Below are 18984 nucleotides of genomic sequence, written 5' to 3'. Positions count from 1 at the left end.
CACGATCACCCAGCATGTGGTCATAGGACAGCCAGCAGGTACGTGGTACTATCGTGTGCAGGCCAGTAACGCTGGGGGAGATAGCCTGTGGTCGAATACCCAGCTGGTGAATGTCATGGTGGCTCCTCCTGCCAGTCCGATTCTTGCTCCAATAAGTAATCCAGACGGAGATGGAGGTTACAACATTGAATGGAGCACAGTTACCGGGGCAATAAGCTACACGCTTGAGGAGGATGACAACTCGAGCTTCAGCTCCCCGAGCATAAGCTATACAGGCACGATCACCCAGCATGTGGTCACAGGACAGCTGGCAGGCACCTGGTATTACCGGGTGATGGCCAGCAACGCTGGCGGTAATAGTCCCTGGTCGAATATTGAAGTGGTGAATGTCAGGCCAGATGAACCGGAATTATTGCCGATCAGCAATCCTGACTGGAATGGGGATTATCTTGTGGATTGGAATGAGGTGGCGGGTGCCACTGGCTACCGCCTGCAGGAGGATGATGATCCTGGCTTTGGAACGCCTCTTGACCGGTACACAGGCCCGGCTAGCCAGCTCGATATTGCCGGCCAGGCAGGCGGCACCTGGTACTACCGGGTGTTAGCCATCAACGTTGCTGGAGATAGCCTCTGGTCGAATGTTGAGTCTACAGGGGTAATGCCTGCTGCACCATCTCTGCTGCCGATAGTCAACCCAGACGGGGATGGGGATTACCTGATTGATTGGAGTAACGTTGGAGGAGCAGACAGTTTCCTGCTGGAGGAAGCGGATAACAGTGATTTTATTACCCCAACGGTACGGTATGAAGGTGCTGCAAGTGAGTTCCAGGTAACTGGTCAGGCAACGGGAATGTGGTATTACCGGGTGCAGGCCAGCAACACCTATGGGGAAAGCCCCTGGTCGAACAGTGAAACGGCAGGGGTGGTGCCTGGGGTGCCGGTGTTATCGTCGATTGAAAATGGAGATGGGGATGGGGATTACCAGGTAGGCTGGACGGAGGTGGTGAGTGCCACGAGCTACCGGTTGCAGGAAGACGACAATGCTGAGTTTACCTCACCGCGGGTGGTTTATGAAGGTGCACAAAACGGATATGCGGTGACAGGGCAGTATTATGGGAGTTGGTATTACCGGGTATTGGCCAGTAATGCAGGTGGGGAGAGTGGGTGGTCGAATGTTGAGTGGGTGACGGTGGAAGATGCGCCACCGGAGAGCCCAGTGCTGGCTGGGATCAGCAACCCGGATGGGAATGGGGATTACCTGGTGGATTGGAATGAGGTTGGTGGAGCGACGAGCTACCGGTTGGAGGAAGCGGATAACAGTAGTTTCAACTTGCCTACGGTGCGGTATGAAGGAAGCCTGACGGAGTTGGAGGTGAGTAGGCAGCCATCAGGTACGTGGTATTACCGTGTGCTGGCCAGTAACGCTGGGGGAGACAGTCCCTGGTCGAATGTAGAGACGGCGAGTGTGATCCCCGCAGCCCCGGTATTATTGCCAATCGAGAATGCTGATGGTAATGGTGATTACCTGGTGGATTGGAATGAGATGGTGGGTGCCACTGGCTACCGCCTGCAGGAGGATGATAATCCTGGCTTTACAACGCCGGTCGATCGGTACACTGGATCTGCCAGCCAATTTGAGGCCACCAGCCAATCTGGAGGCAACTGGTATTACCGGGTGTTAGCCAGCAACCCTGCGGGGGAGAGTCCCTGGTCCAATACTCAATCTGTCAACGTCATTCTTGTCCCACAGATGAAGAATATATACATGCCGCTCGTTTCAAGACCCACGCCTGATGGGGTCAATATTCTAAGCTCAACATATTCATATGAATACTCTGACAACTTATATATTATCGGTGAGGTATTCAACAATACTGATAGAGCTTTAGCATGGGTGAAAGTGAAAGTGAATTTATTCAATGCAGGGGGGCAATGGCTAGCGGATGAAACTACTTACCCGTTTCCATTTGATCTGCCTGCCAAGCAGAAGGGTTGCTTCATTGTATCTATGCAAATCCCACCCGGTTGGTCGTATTATAAGTTTGATGCTCCCCAATATTGGTTGGGTGATTCCAACACAAGCCTGACAATCCATGACACCTCTGGGGCATATGATGCAGGTAGTTATAGCCTTTTTGGTCAGATATGGAATGACGGCAACCAGATTGCGAGTAATGTTTATGTCAGCGGCACCCTATATAATAATTCAGGGCTACCGGTTGGCTGCCAATATGCATTTGTTAAGCAAAGCATGGCCCCGGGCGAGGCAAGTTTATTCAAAATTAACTTCCCTGGATATATCCGCGACTATAACGATGTAACTAGATACCGTTTGCGGGTTGTGGGCGATTTACCTTAATTATTGGGTAACCCTTTATTCATGCGGACTGCATGGGTGAGTAGATGCAATCTCTATGACCACTCTGCTAAACTTATGCTCGGAAAGCTGTAATCTGTGTGATCCTAATTACTCCTGTAAGGAGATCAATCAATAATGTTGTGGATTTCAAGATAAGAGTTATGCCCATCAGCAGATTAATCATCTGCTTTCCATCCTGTGATAAACTAGCTTAAATCATTATTTATCATACGAAAAGGTTTTGGCATCATGAAAATTCAACTAAGGTGGCTGGTAATATTCCTCGCTTCGGTGGTCATTCTAGGGGGATACTCTACAAATGCCAAGGCATTCTTCCCGGGTGAAGACGAGGGTTTGAGCCATCCTGCGCCTTCGTACCTGCCTGAAATCACCCCAATACCGACAGATTTAGCCCCGGTTGTTGTCACCTCTACAAGTGATCGCCAGCTACCCCCTGTAGGTAGTAACTCCGGTCTGGTGATCGGGGCAAGTGTGTTGGTATTAATAATTATCGGTGGGGTCTTGGGATCGAGACGGAGGGTAAAACATTGACAGGCGGGTATTCATTTGGTATGCTTGCAGCGCTCCGGGTGGGTCCAGCGCGGCGGAACCCTTCGAAATCTGTCAGGTCCGAGAGGAAGCAGCAGTAAGGAGGATATTCCGGGTGCCGCTGGGTAGCCTGTCCGGAGTACTTATTTAAATTAAAACAGGCGGTGATTTTGACCGCCTGTTTTCTCGTAAATTTATTGCCCGCTTACCTGTACAGCTCGATATAGGGTTGACGGACAAAACCGGAGCAATCATCATAATTAACCACCATATTATTCGTACCACCGACTTTCACGTTCCAGCCGATAACCTGGCCATTAAAAACATTATCTGCGTTACCTGTTAATTGAATATCTGATTTTGGGGCATAGATCATCCCGGTAAAATTATCATCCGATGTTCCATCCAGTGTTAACGCTGTTCCGTTAGGTATATAAAATAGCACACCAGGAATAGCAGGAGCGGGATTCGGAGAAGCCGTTGGTGCAGAGAGGGTGACCGATGCATTTCCATTATAAGTTAGATGGCCGTTCTTCATATAAATCGTGACGCCGGTACCTGTCATATCCTTGTTAATATTTAAATTGCCCTTCACACACCAGAGGCCAGGTGTTAGATTATTCGGCAAGTTATTAACATTATTGCCACCAATGCAATTTCCGTGGGCATCCAAGGTTGGTGGAGGAATATAGAAGTCCGACGTTTGAAGAGTTTCAGTTGTTTGTGTTGGATCTGGATTCCAGGAAAGGTTGCCTTCGCTGATAAAGTGACCTTCTGCAGTTCCGCCGATGACGATAGCAGAACCGGCAGCGCCGTTGCCTTGCAGACATCCATTGGAGAAGATACCCCCACCAATCACCTGGGTTTCCCCTGAGCCGTTGACCGTGACTCCATCCTGACCATTGCAGATGCCCGGGTTAAGTCCTATGACTGCTGCATCGATGCCAATTGGTTGGGCTGGGTGGACACGGGTTACGGCCTCGACTTCATTATGCAATGCGTTCGGCAGCAGGATCTGTAGAAAGTTACTCTGTGTGGTAGCTGATATATAAACCGTGACATCGATATACTTTCCATTCACATCCTCGCAGGTAGTATCCACGCCATTGTGATCATTGAGATTATTGTCGAGGTTGAAAGCATTTTGAGTGGCGCGAGCTTTGGCGGCTATGTCGGCATGGGCAACGGCAGACCCAGCATCGCCGCAGGTCCAGTTTTTGTAGCAAACCGGGGCAGCTTGTTCCAGGATGCGTGCTGCTTCGCCGCCACCGGCCAGAGAGGCTGAATCGGCTGCATTCTGTGAATTTCTACGGTCCGCCAAGGCCATCCCCCCGTCGATGGCGAGGGCCACAAAACCAAAGAAAACGACTATTCCGAGAACAAGATAGACAATTGCCTGGCCTTGTTCGGATTTGTAATATTGATTATTCATCATTCTCTCCTTCCCCTGGATGCCTGCTAAGGGCAGACCGGGATAATGATCGTGTCATTGATGGTAGCGTGGATGGGGATCACTTGTGAGCCGAGTACGGTACCCAGGAATGGCATAGCGATCGGAAAATTCGGGTAGTTGACATCTACCCTGATCATGTGACCATCATCACAGCTAGTGGTAGTCACAGTGACGCCTACATTGGTAGATGGATTCCTCACCACCTGTTCAAGGTTATCCCAAATCCTTGCTTGAATCCCAGCTGTATCGCCTGGTTTAAAGGAACCATAGGCAGCCCCCTCCTGGGCGGCATCGCGCAGTGCCAGCCATGTGAAGAACGCCCGTCCCAGGTCAATTGTGCCGGCTAATAACATCATCAGGAAGGTGATGGTCAGCGCCAACTCCACCATGCTTTGCCCTTTTTCTTTTTGTCGTAAATGAATATTCCTTTGCATACGAACCTCATTCACCGTGCTTTTTCCTGCGGGTTCACAAGATAAGTTTTTTTCGTGAAAGCTGGCGCCTTTTTTCATTTTTCCTTCTCAAGGAAAATCACACTCAATGGCTCATCTCAACATTCAAAAGGATGGTACGCGCGTTTTGTGATGTGATATGAAATCCATTGACGCCCAAAAAGCTTCCCATGATGGGCTGATAATCAACATCCACCTGCACGACGATGCGGTCGCCCAGCAGGATCGGGTCGAGACTGTTTGAGCCGACAGGTGGGCAGCCAGTCCAGGTGCTGGTTGGGCTGGGGCCGTTATCGTACCAGATGGTGATATCGGCGTCATTAATGGGGATGAGGATTGCCCCACGCTTCGTGGCTGTGCGGATGCCTGGACAGTCCTTGTAGAAACGCGTCCCACTGATTGTGCCAGAAGCTGCCCCATACCTGGCACCTTCTCGAGCTGCACCTGTGACAGCTGCATAGATAAAGACCATGCGTCCAAATTCGATAATTCCATACGTGATCAATAAAACGATCGGAAACACCAGCGCAAATTCGACCATCGTCTGTGCTCTTTCCGACCCGAATATGTGGAGTTTTTTGGCTGTCATTTTCTTCTTCACGGTTCACCTAAAAGTAGGCAAATAATATTTTATCTTGATCTTCATTCTGCAATAAATTTCTCAGTCACTAATTTTACCTTAATTAACGGATCTACCACATATCCGTTACACCTATCCTACCTAATCATACCTGCTAGTCGGTTAATATTCCTTATCATTATTGTTAGGTAATTTCAAGCCAGATTCAGATTGGCAGTCATCAGCGTAATGCCCTCAGGCCTTCTTGAGACACCTGGATGGCCAGATCCATTCCGTTATACGCGGCGGGAGGCGAGCTACCTTTCAATGCGCTCAGCATGGAAATCTCGTTGACCAGGGTCTCCTTAAGCTCGAGGGTTTCAGAAAGTTCTCCTGGTAAACCTCGGTTTTTAAGATAGTTGATGGAATGCAAGGCTGCGATAATTTCATTCTCCAGGCGTGCTGAGGCAGCTGGAAGTTCTTCATATTTGCCATTGAGGACCAGCTCGACGAACTCAGTCGTCCTCTCGCGCGAGAAGTCAGTATATAATGCAGCCTTATCGATTGGATCGCGTGTTACTGCCAGGTGTATCCCTTCACTCAAGAGTTTTATTGAATAAAATGGGTCGCCAGGAATAGATAGCCGGGCAGTCAGTATCAGGCTATTGATGAATAATACCAGGATAGTAATGATGATTAGGGGTACAGCGAACTTAAGCAACAGCTGTCGAACAGTAACTCGATCACTAATTTGCTCCCAGGCAACTGAAGCCTGGTTTGAGGCAAGTTGTTTTACGAGGCGATTACTCGAAGCTGCGATAAAGCCGGGTCGTGGTTCCAGACTGGTTTTTACGGACCCCAACCACTTAAGCGCTTCTAGCTCTGCCCGCAGCTCGGCTTCAATTTGGGGGTGCATGTGAATGATAGAATCGACCGTCTCCTCACCAACGATGAGGTGAGAAGCATGCGTATCAATAACCTGCTCAATCAAGCGCGCTTTTTTCATCCAACCTTGTCCAGCTCTTCGCGTAAAGCTGCTAATGCTCGATGCTGCAACACCCGCACGGCTCCTGTCGAGCGCTTCATCACCCGGGCTGTCTCTTCTGGAGATAGCTCCCCAATGAAGCGCAGGGTGAGTACCTCCCGGTAATCTGGCCTAATCTGAGATAGTGTATGCAAGATCCGCCTGTGCTCGACCTTTTCGCTGATGATCTCCCCAATCTCAGGGTTCTCGTCAGCCTTGTATCCGTCCAGTTCATCGGGAGCTTTCGGGTCGGTGAGATTGTTTCGCCGGTAATGGTCAACCAAAGCATTGCGGGCAATCTTGTTCAGGAAAGCTCTAAAAGGTATGCCACGTTCGGTATATTTTGGTAAGGACTGCCAGGCTTTTAGGAAGACTTCTCCAGTGAGATCCTCTGCATCCATGCTGTCATTCAGGTGGGCATAAAGGTAGCGATAGATACCCGATGCATGTAGCTCGTAAAGTTCACCGAATGCATGACAATCACCATGTTGGGCTTTTTTGATCAGCTCGTGATCCTGGTCGAGCCTACCTGGCATACATTCACCTAGTAGAACGCAGTAGGACAAGATTTGTTACAGGTTGCAATATTGTAACCAAGGCGCGCAGGAACTCGCAGGGCTATTAATTAGGGCTCAGGCGAGGCGACGGCAATATTTTGATGTAGGAAAGACCAGTGTTTGGGAGGAAGATAGATGAGTTCAGCCCGGCCAATGATATTCTCAAGGGGTACAAAACCCCAGGATCGTGAATCTGATGAGTTATTACGGTTATCACCCATGACAAATAACTGACCTTCGGGTACGGTCCAATCACCACCCCTATTTGTGGTAACTTTAAGATAGGGTTCAAGCATTAATTGCCCATTGATGTATATTTTTCCATCAGATATGTGAACCTGGTCTCCGGGCAGTCCGATGATGCGCTTGATGTAAGGGATAGCTTCAGGGTTGGGGGGGTACTTAAATACGATCACGTCTCCCCTCTGGGGATCATGATTAAAGCGATACGCCAGTTTGTTTACGATAACATAATCCCCAGGAAAGAGCGTCGGTTGCATGCTGATGGATTCGACGCGAATCCGCTCGGAAATGGCGTTTATCGCCAGGAAAAGTACCAGGGATAACAGTATCGTTTCGAGGGTGTCGAGAGTCACCCTGCGCCAGCCGGGTTTTTGTTCCTCCGCCGGCGCGTCAGGAAACATCTCGGCGTGCCAAAAATCCACTCAATCCTCCAGAGTATTAAAATGGGGTAGGTTTAGCAGGATTATACCCTACTCATTCTGCCCGATGCCCTTGCTCTGCGGATGGCTCTTGTCGTAAAAGCTGGACGGCATGGGGGAGCACGGGAATGATGACCTCCAGGTTTTCCACAGCACCGCGTGGGCTACCGGGTAGGTTCACGATCAGGGTCTGCGACCGGATGCCGGCTACCGCTCTTGAGAGCATGCCGTGCGGGGTGATGCGCAGGCTGGCGCTCCGCATGGCTTCTGTCAGGCCTGGGGTGGAGCGTTGGATGACCGCCTGGGTGGCTTCAGGGGTGATATCGCGCGGGCTGAACCCGGTCCCTCCAGTGGTCAGAATAACATCCACATCCCCGCCATCTGCCCAAACTTCAAGCAGTTGTTTTATCGCATCGTATTCATCTGGTAAGATGGTCGACCTGATGACCTGCCACCCTAGGGCTGTCACCGCCTTTTCTAAGGCAGGACCTGATTCATCAAGGCGCTCGAGGCGTGCGGACCGGTCAGAGATGGTGATGATTCCTATGCGCATAGACATACTTAGCATCTTCTGGTGTTATTCCAAGTTCTTACCGTAAATTAACAGGTCCATCGGTTCCCAGCCCAGGTTCTCATAAAAGGAGATCGCTTCATAATTATCTCGAGTCACCAGCAGGTAGCTGCGCAGACAGCCTTTTGCTTTCAGGCGCTTTTCAAGCTCGGCCATCAGGACTGCGCCAACACCTTTTCTTCGATGATGATCATCAACAGCGAGGTGGTAAACCATCCCCCGCCGGCCATCGAATCCACCTAAGACTGAGCCGATAATCTTGTGATCAATCTCTGCCAGGATGAACAAATCTGGGTCACGAAGTATTTTCTTGGCGATTTCGTCGGCGTCATCCGACCGGCGCAGGTGGATGCCAGGGCCAGCATTCTTCCATAAGGCAATCACCTGCTCATAATCGTTGGGGTGCTGGTATTCACGCAGGATTAGATTTTCATCAGGTAACAGATCACTCATCGTCGCTGCCGACCAGGCTCTTCCATGGTCCGTGTACGCCATCCTCGGTTACACCAAAGTACAGGCGATTCCCCTTGGAAGTTCGTTCCACCAGATTGTAGCGAACATTCTTACCCTGCCGCTGGATGCCAAGCAGGCCAAACTTACCCTGCCATTGAATCTTCGACTTTGAAAGATCGGTGGGCAGCTGATCGAACTCCGTAATGGCGTAATGCCACAGGCGACGGGCAGAAACCCGGGTGACATTTTTAACTTCGTTGCCGTTGCGTAAGTCGCGCATGGTGTAATAAGAAATCCCATCCCGTTCATGGACGGTGACCACTTCCACGCCAGTGCGGGGTGGGGAGTCCCCGTCACTTATCTGAGGCATGTGGCTCGTTTGTGTTTCTACTGCAGCAGGTAGTTTATCTGTTTCAGGCTTGGTTTCAGGAACGAGGCGTGCCTGATTATTGCGCATCACCAGGCTCACTATCTCGTCTCTCACGGCTAAGCCAGTTTCAGCTTCGTCGCGCACATAGACTTTATTGTCATCGACTGCATATGGCGGGTCATCCCCGCGTGGGATGAGGATGCGCAGGATTTTTTTGCCATTCGTTTCGTGCACATCGATAGTGCATTGCAGAGGAGGCGTAATGCGCGTGCTGATCTCCTTATCCAGCTGGTTAATCGCCTGTTCAGGGTTGGCAATCCCAACCACGGTTTTTTTGGGTTCGCTGTTCAAGCCGATGTATAAGGTGCCACCGTTTGTGTTGGCAAAGGCGCAAACGTCAGCAATGATGTTGTAAAGCTTTCCTCCCCGCACGGTCATGTTCTCGTGAAAATCCTGGATGATATTAGCGCCTTCTTCGCGCGCGCCGAGGATGAAATCAAAAGCTGGTTGTTCCTTATGATGGCGCGGGCGTGTGCGAGAAAAGTCATTACTCAAAAATAGCTCGCGCAGCTCTTCAAAGGATGCCTCTGGGAGTAATACTTCAGTTACCCGATCGCCAATACCGGGATTTTTCTTGCGCTGAGGGTCGGTCGTCAGCCGGTGCGAATCGGAGCCCTGGATGCAGTGCATCCGGCGTGGATACTCTGGTTTGGTACCGTTAAAAAATGCCGCCGTGGTCCGGTTGCCACGCTGCTCAAGGTCAGTCACTTCCAGGGCGTGCAAATACGGGTCCTGGGTATAGGCAATTTTAGTCTGTCCGCCGATCGGGAAGCCACGCATAGCTACCCCGTTATTCGAATTGGCATGAGCGGCGATGACGATACCTCCCGCCTCATTGATCATTCGATAGGCGCTCAGCACATCGGTGGTAGCTCCAACGGTGGCAGAGCCCAGATCAAGCTGGTTATTGGGGATGTTGAGATCGATCAGCAGATGTTCGATCTCGCGCACGGGTGTATCAAGGGGAAAGAGCCCGATGATATGAAATCCAAATGTAGCCGTAAATTCAAATCCTGGCAGGATCAGTATCTTCTCAAATAGCCGCCGGTATTCACGGAGGCGGGTCTGCTCTTCAGGCAGGGTGCGGTTCAGCCGCTCCAACAACTCAAGCTGGTGGAGTTCGTCTTGTAATTTGCGGTAACCTGAAATGGTATTATGGTCGGTAAATGCAATGATATCCAGGCTTCGTGCTTCAGCACGCTGAAGGATTTCGAGGTACCTGACATCGGGTTGTTGATAATCACTCGATGCTGGTGTATGCAGATGGATATCCATTGAATACCATTGCATCTGGGTATGTATTCTTTTTTTTGTCACAATGATTGCTTAGCTTTCTTATAATTATTGTATTGTTATGGTTTATATGATTTTTTGATCAGGCTGATTAATTCATCAGGCATGAATGGTTTTTGAATGAAATCGTCTGCACCTGATTGCAGGCATTCTTTCTTTATGTTCAATCCCGAGGTCATCAAAATGCAAGTGTCTTCCAGCCCAGGCTCAGCCCGTATGGCACGTACCAGATCCAGCCCACTGACACTTTTTAGATTAGCATCCACCAGGGCAATTTGCGGGCGCTGGTGGTGGAAATGGCTTATGACTTGCTTGCTGTGGTGATTTTGTGGTGCACTAACGACATAGCCTTCCAGGTCTAAAAGGGTTGAAATAAGCGTCACCAAGTCAGGATCATCTTCGATGACAATGATCTTGAGATGATTATTTTCCTGATTTTGCCCGCTTACCATCTTTTTCCTTTACCTTTGTTTGGTTTTTTCGGTGTGCATCGGGCTCCAGGGCTGCTTTTAACACCTCATCCACCGTCTCCACGAAGATAAACTTTATCGATTTTCGGACTTCATCTGGCAAGTCTTCCAGGTCACTTTCATTGCGCTTGGGGAGGATGACGGTTTTTAAGCCTGCCCGGTGGGCTGCCAAAACCTTCTCTTTTATGCCACCCACTGGCAAAACCTGACCTCGCAGGGTGATTTCACCTGTCATGCCGACGTCGGCGCGTACTGGCTTACCTGAAATCAACGAAACCAGCGCGGTCGCCATGGTGACCCCGGCAGAAGGACCATCCTTGGGTTGTGCGCCTGCGGGGATATGCAGGTGAATATCCGACTTCTCAAAGAAATCGGGATCAAGTTTGAGTGGTTCCGTCCGTGAGCGGACGAACGAAAGGGCTGCATGGGCTGATTCCTGCATCACATTTCCGAGTGAACCGGTGATCTGAAAACCCTTGTTGCCTGGCATACGGGTTGCTTCAATAAACAGGACATCACCACCAACCGGGGTATAGGCCAGACCGGTTGCGACTCCAGGGATGGAGGTGCGGATGGCGATTTCTTCATTACCGAAGAAATGCGGCCGGCCTAAGTATTCTTCGACCTTTTCTGGAGTTACCTGCACCGATTTCGTTACATTCTCAGCGATGATGGTGACTACTTTACGACACACCGAGCCGATCTCCCGCTCCAGGTTTCGCACCCCCGCCTCGCGGGTATAGGAGCGGATGATGGTGAGCAACGCTTCCTCTGAGAATTCGACTTCCTCCGGTCGCAGTCCGTTTTCCTTGATCTGGCGAGGGATCAGGTAATGCTTGGCAATGGCGCATTTTTCGTTTTCTGTGTATCCCGACAGTGTGATGATCTCCATGCGATCCCTGAGGGGGTCTGGGATAGGTTCCAGCAAGTTGCCGGTAGTGATGAACATCACCTGCGATAGGTCGAACGCCACTTCCAGGTAGTGGTCGCGGAATTCAGAGTTTTGTTCAGGATCGAGCACTTCCAGAAGTGCGGAGGCGGGGTCGCCATGGAAATCCATGCCAAGCTTATCAATCTCATCCAGCATGAAGACTGGGTTGCCGGTTTCAATGCGACGTAAAGCTTGCAGTATTCGCCCTGGCAGGGCACCAATATACGTCCGGCGGTGACCGCGGATTTCGGCTTCATCGCGCATCCCACCCAATGAAATGCGTATAAATTTACGTCCCATGGCATGAGCGATCGAACGTCCAAGGGAGGTCTTTCCCACACCGGGTGGACCAATGAAACACAGGATCACCCCTTCCCGCAGGCGACGGATCTCATCCGTCGCTTCTGGGACGGCATCATCCTTGCGTTCGTGGCGAAGTTTTCTCACCGCCAGATATTCAAGGATGCGTTCCTTGATATCCTCCAGACCATAGTGGTCCTGGTCAAGCACTTCCCGGGCGTGCGAGATGTCCAGGTTGTCCTCGGTGCGGATCGACCATGGCAGAGAGACCATCCAGTCCAGATATGTGCGAATCACCCCGTATTCGGCTGCCGCTGTCGGCAGATGTGAAAGGCGGTCGAGTTCGTGTCGGGCTTGCTTATCCGCTTCTTCGGGCATCTTGGCTGCATCGATTTTCTGGCGTAACTCTTCCAACTCAGCGGCCTGTTCATCGCCTTCACCCAGCTCGCGTTGGATGGCTTTTAACTGCTCGCGTAGGAAATAATCCCGCTGCATTTTTTCAATCTCAGAGCGGGCTTCATTCTGAATCTTTTGGCCAATTTCCAGGACTTCAATTTCGCGCGTCAGGATTCCGACTAATTTATGTAATTTTTCTTTGACCGAATCGAGCTCCAGCAAGGATTGGGCCGCTGCCAGGTCCATACGCTGGAAATTGGCAATGGTATATACCGTCTGAAGTGGGTCTTCAATCGCTTGGACCGATGCCACCAGCTCACGCGGGATGGACGTGATTAGCTCACCAATGTGGGAAAACTGATCCCTGGCATTCCGGGCAAGGGCTTCAACTTCCACCCCTTCTTCTTCTGTCTCAGGGATCAGCAGGATATTTGCCTTCAGGTATGGTTCGTGCTGAATAAATTCTCCCAGCTTGAACCGGGCTGTCCCCTGGACGAGCAAGCGGATGGTGCCATCAGGAGCACGGAACAGGCGGTGGATCATCGCCACCGTGCCAATTTCATACAGGTCTTTGGGTTCGGGTATCTCCAGCTCTGGATCACGCGAGGTAACCAGCCCAATCAGGCGGTCGTCACCGGACACAACATCGTCTACCAGCCGGATAGAACGCGGCTGCCCAATGGTTAGTGGGACAGCTGTTTCCGGGTATACCACCAATCCACGCAGGGGCAGGATGGGGAGTATGTCGGGGATTTTCCCCTGGAGTTGTTGTCCTTCGCCGACTGGTTCGGCGTCAGCTAATGCCTGGGTCGTAATCGAAGTCAATCCGGGATTATCCGAATCCAATATCGTTTCCTTCAATTCCAGGTCCTCTTCCGGCCAGCCATGTTCTTCCAGCCACCGCATCAAGTTAAGCGTGTTCCAACGAGTGGCAGACATGTGTTTGACTATTCGCCCTCCACTTTGATATGTTTTGGCTGCGCAATGGGGAGCATGATACGCAGGAAACCATCCCGGTAGTTCGCTTCCACCTTTTCTGAGACGATATTGTACGGGAGCTCTACCTCCGTTGTAAATTCCCCAAAGGCAATTTCCATTTGATGATAAGCACGCCGCTCGGAGGTATCCTGGCGGATACCGCGAATCGTTAGAGTACGCTCAACCAGTGAGATGGTAAAGTCAGCCTCACGCATCCCAGCAACTTCGACACGGATGATCAATGCTTCATCCGTTTCATATACATCTGTCGGTGGCCGCCACGCGTGAGGTCGAGAGATGATCCTCCATCGTGAAGTATCGGTGATCGGGTTTTGATAATCTTCAGATATGTGCCAGACACGCCGCAGGGAATCTGGTGTAACTGTTATTTTCTCCATACGCTGAACTCCTTACGAGTTATTTCAGCTCTTCAGTGCACGCCTGGCAGCTTCCAGGACTTCGGAATACTTCGGTTCTTCACCAAGTACTGGCATGTAGGCTGAATAGACCACCTGGTCGTTCCGATCAACGACAAAGATTGCCCTGCGCAGGAAACGAGGTTCCTTAAGCAAGACCCCGAATTTTTGACCGAAATCGGCCTGGTTGTGGTCGGATAAGGCAATGACCTTGTCAATACCTGCCGCTGCACACCAGTTTTTTATCGTAAAGGGTAAATCCATGCTGATAGCCATGATGACGATATCATCACCAAGTTTTGCAGCTTCCTGGTTGAACTGGCGGGTTTCCCGGTCGCAGACCGATGTGCTTAGTGACAAGAGTGACCCGATGATGCGCACCTTGCCTTGGGTGTCTTTTAATCCATGGAATGTGGCCCATTCCTGGTTGGTGACCGTAAAATCTGGAGCTTTCTGACCCACCAGGATCTCCGGACCAACCACGGTCACATCATTTCCAGCGAACTTTATAATACCAACTCTCTCGTTTGTCATAATGAACTCCATATTCATATTAGATGCAAGTTACTTACCCCAGTTGCTCTATGCATCAACTTAGTCAACTATGGTAATAGCGCCCCTGGCGGGATTCGAACCCACAACCAACAGCTTAGAAGGCTGCTGCTCTATCCATTGAGCTACAGGGGCAGGCATTTCTACCCCTCTACGGTAGGACGCAACCCGCGGTAAATTTGTTCACCGGTCAAAACCCGAAGGATGAGATCCGGGGATCGCCCGGAGATCTGTGCCAACTCTAAAGGTGTCATGGGGATGTTACCACTCGCCAAGAAGATACGGAAGATCGCATCCACTAGAGTCGTATGCGGCGAAATGAACCCTTCTAATTTGGCACAGTGGGTGATGAGAATGTGCTGCAAGCCATCCACCCTTTGTACTTCTGCGGTCAGTGGATCAACAAAATCTACCAGGTGGTCGTCAGGCAGGTCGGCAAATGCATGCTGGTGTTCAGGGCAGAGCAAGCTTTGTAAGAAGACCCGCCAGTCACGGTCGCGATCCTGCCACCACTTGAAATCGATATGGAAAGTAGACTGGACAGTCGGTCTGACGCGTGAAGTGCGCTTCACATCAGGCAACGGGGCCATTAGCTTTTCTCCGAATCATCGAAGCGGTAATGCAGGTCACCCACATGGATGAACCAGGGTCTGGAAGCCAGCAAGGCCAGGATGGGGCCAGGTGGACAGCGGCGCATGATGTTTACGGCTGCATACAGCTCACTGGCATGGACATGGCTTTGGGGGTTCAGCTTGACCAGGTCGCGAACGATGTTCACCACGATCTTTTCGAAAGGCTGGCGGTCTTTTTGGATTTGCTTCCAGGCTACATCCAGGCCTTCCGGGTCGGGGATGGCGATCGCCATGCGTTCATCGTATGCCGCTGTGACGATTTGTTTGAGCATGGCGAACACAATGCCACCATCTGAACCAATCAGCACCGTGCGAACCCACTCACGCGAGCCGCGCTGAGAATCACATTGCACAATCACTTCGCCTGGGTTTTTGCCACGTTTCACCTTGATCAAGCTGCCTGGCATGAGACCGTGTGCCTTGTACCAGTCCTTCAGACCAAAGACGTAATGATTTTTGCGTACCACCCAGCCGGGGAATTTTTGGCCAGTCTCACCGTCAACCAGCTGGAAACGGATGCGTGGAGCTTCGTAAGCCGTGGGAATCAGGTGGTTGAGCCGGGGGGTGAGTGGAAGCGTTCCTGCGCGCCAGTGTGGGAATATCAGATTAATTTGGACCTCGCCCTGAGTTGGATATTTTCCATCCAATGGCGAGAGCTCATCATCCAGGCGATGTTCCAGGTCAAGCATATCCTGGGTAAGTACAGATGGATCATAATCAACTGCCTGGTAGCGTAGATAGACCGGCACCTGCAAAACACTTTCTGGCTCGAGGCGATTTAAAAACCACAGGATTTCTCCAGATGGACCTACTTCGTCAAAACGGGGGTCTTCCTGCAGTGCATGGTCAAGTGAAAACTCCACGAGCTTAGAATTTGTGTTAGATGCCAGGCCTACTTGTTCCAGCAGGGCTTTAGTATGAAGCGGCCCTCCGCCTGCCATATCCAGGATAGCTTCAGCCAGGTTTAAGTGACCGACATTAATATCCACCAGTAAAGCCCGTGGAAACCATTTACCTGCGATTCGCACAAACTCCTGATTTTTTGTAAGCTCGTTATCCAGGATTTGGAGCAGTTTATCTCCACTGTTAGCGAGCACAGTTTCCGCGTCCATTGTATCTTCCGAGATGGAAAGCTCTTGCGGTTGGTTCAGGACATGGTCTGCGATATTTGCTGCAAATTCCTTTACTTCAAGGTTGTCAAACTTTACTTTGATAACCTTGAAGTCTCCCAGGTCGGGGTTTTGACCGGGGCGGATGGCAAATACCCTGGCATGTTCCCAACCCAATGCCGGAAAAACCAAATCCTGGTCTACCTTGAAATTATTGGCTGGTTTATAAATATCCCCACCGGAGGTGCGTTGTTTTTCGATCGCCAGTTTTTCTTGGCGGAGACGTTCATTTACTAAAGCTGTCAGGATTTCGGGTGATGTTAATGGGGTTTCGACTTCAAGGAGATAATTGTATATGAATTCGCGGTCTTCCTCTTTAAGTTCAAATGTCTCCCAATAGTCTTCCCGTATTGATAATGAAGCCAGACTCGTCATTGTACTTGGTACCTTAATGTGTCAACCCATGAGTTGGATTTATTTCCATGTCCCTTCTGCTTATTTATATTCATATAGACACGCCAAAACAACCCTCGATCGACACCCATCATTCCTATTAAATTGCATGGGTATTATACTCGATGATTAAAAATTTCATAAATATTTATCGGTGCATTCTTAGCAAGCTTGCTTGCCATGTGGTAAGCTATAATATTGTTATATCAGCCAGTTTGAGAATGATTGACCATATGTGATGGTGCTGATGGAGATCAGTTATGACTGAAGAAGAATGGGTATTGCTGGATAGGGTGCAAGGTCAGCTAACCGCTGAGATCTTAAAGGGCTTACTTGAAGCGCAAGGGATCATGGTCTGGTTGAACCAGGAAGGGGCTGCCCATGCTTATGCCATCGAAGTGGGAAGTTTGGGGATGGTGGAAATTTTAGTTCCAACCAGCATGGTCGCTGACGCCCGCCAGGTGCTAGAAGCCTATTATCGGGGGGATTATGAAAACATGGAGTTTACTGATCCTGGCCCTGACGAACCTCCGGAAGAATGAATAAGTAGACAGTGAGGATAAATTACGGGTATTCCTGAGACAGCCACATCAGGGGATCCACCGGTATATTTCCTACCAGTATTTCAAAGTGAAGATGGGCACCTTCTACTCGCCCGGTGTTCCCCACCCAGCCGATCAACTGCCCTTCTTCCACTTGATCTCCGACATTTACCAGGATCTCCGATTGGTGCATGTAGGCTGAGTAGACGCCCCAGCCATGATCGATCATCGTGGCATTGCCGCGCACGGTCATAGGCCCGGCAAAGACTACCACCCCCGCTGCGGCTGCGTAGATCGGATCACCCACCTGGCCACAATAATCCAGGCCGGTGTGATAGTATTTATACTCGCTTCCGTTATAGGACCTGCGGCTTCCAAACCTAGATGCATAGCACTCAGCGAAAACTGGTTCGACTGGCAGTGAGAAAACGCCATCCCATAACCTCTCAGGGCTGGCTGGGGAGGATAATTCACGCCACTGCGAATCTTCCGGCACAGTATTTTCCGGTTCAAGTGTGACTGGGTCAACAGTGAGTGGGATATCAAACAAGAAGTCACCAGCTGCAATCAGCACATTCTGGGCGAAGGTAAACTGGGTATTGTCGGCCAGGGTTGCTGAGATGCTCAGCGTATATAATCCGGGGTCTGCCATAGCGTGGATACCTTGCAAGGCTACCAGCAGGCTTTGTGGGTCTTGGAAGAAATTCAACGGGTGGCCCATAAGTAAACCCTGGATGGAGGCGCCCTCAACTCCCTCAATGATTGTCTCCGATGTTTGCCCCTGCTCGAGCCCGGAGATGCTCACCGCTGTGATGCCAGGAGGTAAAGCCCCTGGGCCTGAATCGTCTCCCCCTGGCATACGAAGGATTTCTCCGGCAACCACACCAGCAGAGTTCTCCAGCTGATTATTGCTCAGGATGTTCCATGAGTTGGTGTTATTTATTACCGCCATCTCAAGGATGGATTCTCCTGCTTCCAAATCGTCTCGTGCACCTGGTGTACTCGCAACGCTACTCTGGAAGATAACCAGGTAATAGCCTTTGAAAATTTCATTGGGGCTAGTAAGGTGATTCAGCTGCCCCAGCACATCCTCTGTCAGGTAGTATCGTAATGACAGGCTGTGTAAGGTTTCTCCATAAGGGACCTGGACAGTATCAAGGATGCCCTGGAGGCCTTCCAACCCGGGGATGAGCAGCTGCTGGCCGATGGTGATCTGGTTCGCATTTGTGATCCCATTGGCATTTGCCAGGTCATCCTGTGAAACATGGAACCGGTAAGCAATGCTCCAAAGAGAATCTCCCTCCTCGACAATATACACCGGTCCAGAAGAGGTTGGTGTTTGTGCGTGAACGAAACCCGCGGGGATTAACAGGGATAATACCAATAATAGAAAAAACGATATTTTCTTCATTTTAGCCTAGTGCGATCTCTTCAAAGGCAACTTTATCACCAATATAAAAATCGTTCAAGCTCGACACATTGGTTTCGAGTACATACCTGGCCGGGAATTGGGGAACATAGCTTAGTTTCCACTTGCGCGCCAGTACCCGGTCGACCACCTCAAAAGTACTGTTAATCCATACTACCGCCAGGTCCATGCGCATGAACATCATGTGAATGGAAGCATTGATGCGGCTGTCAGAACCCTGCACCAGCAATAATCCGTAATTTTTTGGCAGGCTTTGCGTGAACATCAGGCCGCGTAATTGGCAAAGGAAAGACTGACAGTACTTCGCCTGGATTGGCGATTCTAATGAATGCGTCTGGTTGGTGATCTGGATATATTTCATCGCCAGGAAGTATCCCACCTAAAAGGGTATAGAGAACAGGCTCAAGAATCAGT

Annotated in this window: 19 protein-coding genes, 1 tRNA gene and 1 other RNA gene; 3 read left to right on the top strand and 18 right to left on the bottom strand. The window is 50.4% G+C overall.

From position 1 onward, the window contains the following. Together C3F13_12195 and ffs are read left to right on the top strand one after the other, a co-directional pair. The coding region (locus C3F13_12195) for a hypothetical protein (GenBank protein PWB52280.1) at nt 1-2359 on the top strand (2359 nt) is incomplete at its 5' end. Nucleotides 2360-2947: 588 nt separating this feature from the next. Then, an RNA gene (gene ffs / locus C3F13_12190) (signal recognition particle sRNA small type) lies at nt 2948-3047 on the top strand. A gap of 66 nt (nt 3048-3113) precedes the next feature. On the opposite strand, the gene C3F13_12185 is transcribed toward ffs, so the two are convergent. The 16 genes from C3F13_12185 to C3F13_12110 all read right to left on the bottom strand — a co-directional run bounded on the left by C3F13_12185 (nt 3114) and on the right by C3F13_12110 (nt 16581). Beyond that, the gene (locus C3F13_12185; protein ID PWB52279.1) at nt 3114-4343 is read right to left on the bottom strand and encodes a hypothetical protein; all 1230 of its coding nucleotides are present in this window, start codon (nt 4341-4343) and stop codon (nt 3114-3116) included. Nucleotides 4344-4366: 23 nt separating this feature from the next. Then, complete coding sequence (locus C3F13_12180) at nt 4367-4873, bottom strand: hypothetical protein (protein ID PWB52278.1); 507 nt, start codon at nt 4871-4873, stop codon at nt 4367-4369. 25 nt (nt 4874-4898) lie between these two features. Next, nucleotides 4899-5402, bottom strand: coding sequence for a hypothetical protein (locus C3F13_12175; GenBank protein ID PWB52277.1), 504 nt, complete (start codon nt 5400-5402; stop codon nt 4899-4901). A 211-nt stretch (nt 5403-5613) separates the two neighbouring features. Next, nucleotides 5614-6378, bottom strand: a complete 765-nt coding sequence (locus C3F13_12170; protein PWB52276.1) for a hypothetical protein — start codon at nt 6376-6378, stop codon at nt 5614-5616. Continuing rightward, nucleotides 6375-6932, bottom strand: a complete 558-nt coding sequence (locus C3F13_12165) for a hypothetical protein (protein PWB52275.1) — start codon at nt 6930-6932, stop codon at nt 6375-6377. Before C3F13_12165 ends, C3F13_12170 begins: the two co-directional genes overlap by 4 nt. A gap of 89 nt (nt 6933-7021) precedes the next feature. After that, the gene (gene lepB / locus C3F13_12160; protein PWB52274.1) at nt 7022-7618 is read right to left on the bottom strand and encodes a signal peptidase I; all 597 of its coding nucleotides are present in this window, start codon (nt 7616-7618) and stop codon (nt 7022-7024) included. Nucleotides 7619-7670: 52 nt separating this feature from the next. Next, nucleotides 7671-8168, bottom strand: a complete 498-nt coding sequence (locus C3F13_12155) for a molybdenum cofactor biosynthesis protein (GenBank protein PWB52273.1) — start codon at nt 8166-8168, stop codon at nt 7671-7673. A gap of 24 nt (nt 8169-8192) precedes the next feature. Beyond that, nucleotides 8193-8681 (bottom strand): GNAT family acetyltransferase, encoded by a 489-nt coding sequence (locus tag C3F13_12150; GenBank protein ID PWB52272.1) that lies wholly within the window; start codon nt 8679-8681, stop codon nt 8193-8195. Beyond that, the gene (locus tag C3F13_12145) at nt 8632-10359 is read right to left on the bottom strand and encodes a transcriptional regulator (GenBank protein PWB52271.1); all 1728 of its coding nucleotides are present in this window, start codon (nt 10357-10359) and stop codon (nt 8632-8634) included. The genes C3F13_12150 and C3F13_12145 overlap by 50 nt, the downstream gene beginning before the upstream one ends. 62 nt (nt 10360-10421) lie before the next feature. Next, nucleotides 10422-10814 (bottom strand): hypothetical protein, encoded by a 393-nt coding sequence (locus C3F13_12140; protein PWB52270.1) that lies wholly within the window; start codon nt 10812-10814, stop codon nt 10422-10424. Then, a complete protein-coding gene (gene lon / locus C3F13_12135) occupies nt 10786-13365 on the bottom strand; it encodes an endopeptidase La (protein ID PWB52283.1) in 2580 nt (859 codons plus the stop codon). The genes C3F13_12140 and lon overlap by 29 nt, the downstream gene beginning before the upstream one ends. Before the next feature lie 41 nt (nt 13366-13406). After that, the gene (locus C3F13_12130) at nt 13407-13835 is read right to left on the bottom strand and encodes a heat-shock protein Hsp20 (protein ID PWB52269.1); all 429 of its coding nucleotides are present in this window, start codon (nt 13833-13835) and stop codon (nt 13407-13409) included. Nucleotides 13836-13859: 24 nt separating this feature from the next. After that, the gene (locus C3F13_12125; protein ID PWB52268.1) at nt 13860-14387 is read right to left on the bottom strand and encodes a thiol peroxidase; all 528 of its coding nucleotides are present in this window, start codon (nt 14385-14387) and stop codon (nt 13860-13862) included. 77 nt (nt 14388-14464) lie between these two features. After that, nucleotides 14465-14540 (bottom strand) — tRNA-Arg (locus C3F13_12120). 8 nt (nt 14541-14548) lie between these two features. Then, nucleotides 14549-14995 carry a hypothetical protein gene (locus C3F13_12115; protein PWB52267.1) on the bottom strand — a complete coding sequence of 149 codons (447 nt, stop codon included), beginning with the start codon at nt 14993-14995 and terminating at the stop codon, nt 14549-14551. Next, nucleotides 14995-16581 carry a hypothetical protein gene (locus C3F13_12110; GenBank protein ID PWB52266.1) on the bottom strand — a complete coding sequence of 529 codons (1587 nt, stop codon included), beginning with the start codon at nt 16579-16581 and terminating at the stop codon, nt 14995-14997. The genes C3F13_12115 and C3F13_12110 overlap by 1 nt, the downstream gene beginning before the upstream one ends. A 278-nt stretch (nt 16582-16859) precedes the next feature. Between C3F13_12110 and C3F13_12105 the strand changes: the two genes are divergently transcribed. After that, complete coding sequence (locus C3F13_12105; protein PWB52265.1) at nt 16860-17141, top strand: hypothetical protein; 282 nt, start codon at nt 16860-16862, stop codon at nt 17139-17141. A 22-nt stretch (nt 17142-17163) separates the two neighbouring features. Here C3F13_12105 and C3F13_12100 read toward each other — a convergent pair whose 3' ends face one another. After that, entirely contained in the window at nt 17164-18552 is a 1389-nt protein-coding gene (locus C3F13_12100) for a hypothetical protein (protein PWB52264.1), read from the bottom strand. Between the two features lies 1 nt (nt 18553). Further along, nucleotides 18554-18931: a hypothetical protein gene (locus C3F13_12095; protein PWB52263.1), complete on the bottom strand. Its 378-nt coding sequence runs from the start codon at nt 18929-18931 to the stop codon at nt 18554-18556. Nucleotides 18932-18984: the final 53 nt, after the last annotated feature.

This window comes from Anaerolineales bacterium (assembly GCA_003105035.1).
In the GTDB taxonomy this organism is placed as follows: domain Bacteria; phylum Chloroflexota; class Anaerolineae; order Anaerolineales; family UBA4823; genus FEB-25.
Note: the sequence above shows the minus strand (reverse complement) of the source record. Positions and strands in the feature narration are given on the sequence as shown.

Excerpts from the sequence above, each read along its gene's own strand:
- C3F13_12185 (PWB52279.1), bottom strand. The coding sequence starts at position 4,343 with ATGATGAATAATCAATATTACAAATCCGAACAAGGCCAGGCAATTGTC.
- C3F13_12180 (PWB52278.1), bottom strand. The coding sequence starts at position 4,873 with ATGAAAAAAGGCGCCAGCTTTCACGAAAAAAACTTATCTTGTGAACCC.
- C3F13_12175 (PWB52277.1), bottom strand. The coding sequence starts at position 5,402 with ATGACAGCCAAAAAACTCCACATATTCGGGTCGGAAAGAGCACAGACG.
- C3F13_12170 (PWB52276.1), bottom strand. The coding sequence starts at position 6,378 with ATGAAAAAAGCGCGCTTGATTGAGCAGGTTATTGATACGCATGCTTCT.
- C3F13_12165 (PWB52275.1), bottom strand. The coding sequence starts at position 6,932 with ATGCCAGGTAGGCTCGACCAGGATCACGAGCTGATCAAAAAAGCCCAA.
- C3F13_12155 (PWB52273.1), bottom strand. The coding sequence starts at position 8,168 with ATGCGCATAGGAATCATCACCATCTCTGACCGGTCCGCACGCCTCGAG.
- C3F13_12150 (PWB52272.1), bottom strand. The coding sequence starts at position 8,681 with ATGGCGTACACGGACCATGGAAGAGCCTGGTCGGCAGCGACGATGAGT.
- C3F13_12145 (PWB52271.1), bottom strand. The coding sequence starts at position 10,359 with ATGCAATGGTATTCAATGGATATCCATCTGCATACACCAGCATCGAGT.
- C3F13_12140 (PWB52270.1), bottom strand. The coding sequence starts at position 10,814 with ATGGTAAGCGGGCAAAATCAGGAAAATAATCATCTCAAGATCATTGTC.
- lon (PWB52283.1), bottom strand. The coding sequence starts at position 13,365 with ATGCGGTGGCTGGAAGAACATGGCTGGCCGGAAGAGGACCTGGAATTG.
- C3F13_12130 (PWB52269.1), bottom strand. The coding sequence starts at position 13,835 with ATGGAGAAAATAACAGTTACACCAGATTCCCTGCGGCGTGTCTGGCAC.
- C3F13_12125 (PWB52268.1), bottom strand. The coding sequence starts at position 14,387 with ATGACAAACGAGAGAGTTGGTATTATAAAGTTCGCTGGAAATGATGTG.
- C3F13_12115 (PWB52267.1), bottom strand. The coding sequence starts at position 14,995 with ATGGCCCCGTTGCCTGATGTGAAGCGCACTTCACGCGTCAGACCGACT.
- C3F13_12110 (PWB52266.1), bottom strand. The coding sequence starts at position 16,581 with ATGACGAGTCTGGCTTCATTATCAATACGGGAAGACTATTGGGAGACA.
- C3F13_12105 (PWB52265.1), top strand. The coding sequence starts at position 16,860 with ATGACTGAAGAAGAATGGGTATTGCTGGATAGGGTGCAAGGTCAGCTA.
- C3F13_12100 (PWB52264.1), bottom strand. The coding sequence starts at position 18,552 with ATGAAGAAAATATCGTTTTTTCTATTATTGGTATTATCCCTGTTAATC.
- C3F13_12095 (PWB52263.1), bottom strand. The coding sequence starts at position 18,931 with ATGAAATATATCCAGATCACCAACCAGACGCATTCATTAGAATCGCCA.